The following is a 733-nucleotide window of genomic DNA, read 5'->3' as shown; positions in this document are numbered from 1 at the left end:
TCACAGGCCCTACATACAACATCACAAAAGCGGATGGTACAGGTACAGAAACAGCATCTAATGTTGGTGAGGCAATCAGTAAATTAGATACTCGTATTACTACAGCTAATGGTGCATTAGTTACTAAAGGCTTAGACTTCACAGGTAATGACACAACAGCTAAGGTACACCGTGATTTAGGTACTATTTTGACAATCAAAGGTGCTGACAATTTCACGCGTGCAGATGCTGAAACAAACAATATCAAAGTTGTGAAAAATAACGATGATCTTGATGTGAAATTAGCGGAAAACCTTGGCAATATTAAATCCATTAGTAGCGCTACAGGAGAAGGTAAACCAGGTTCTACAATTACTTTAGGAGCAGATGGTGTAACTATCGCTAATACAGCAGCAGGTCAAGGTGGTGCAGCTGGTGAAACTAAAACTGTAACAATCGGTAAAGATGGTATCAATGCTGGTGGCATGAAAATCACTAATGTAGCGGAAGCGACAAATGATGGAGATGCAGCGAACAAAAAATATGTAGATAATGCAATTTCTAACTTGAATACAACAGTGACTAATAATGCAAATCTACGTTATGCTGGTGATACTAACGAAGGTGCAAAAGCTGGTGAAGATCACTTGAACTTACCATTAGCCACAGGCACTTTAAAAGTAGCTGGTACTGCTGATCAAATCAAAACTGTAGCTAATAATGGAACGATTACTTTATCCTTAGATGAAAAAGT

1 pseudogene is annotated in these 733 nt (G+C 38.5%); it reads left to right on the top strand.

Annotated features, from left to right (window positions below):
• Window positions 1–733 (top strand): annotated as a pseudogene (locus HMPREF3032_RS01705) (hypothetical protein); the annotation flags it as partial.

It is taken from the genome of Veillonella sp. DNF00869, from assembly GCF_001553345.1.
Lineage (GTDB): Bacteria > Bacillota > Negativicutes > Veillonellales > Veillonellaceae > F0422.
This window is presented reverse-complemented; position numbering and strand designations above follow the sequence as displayed.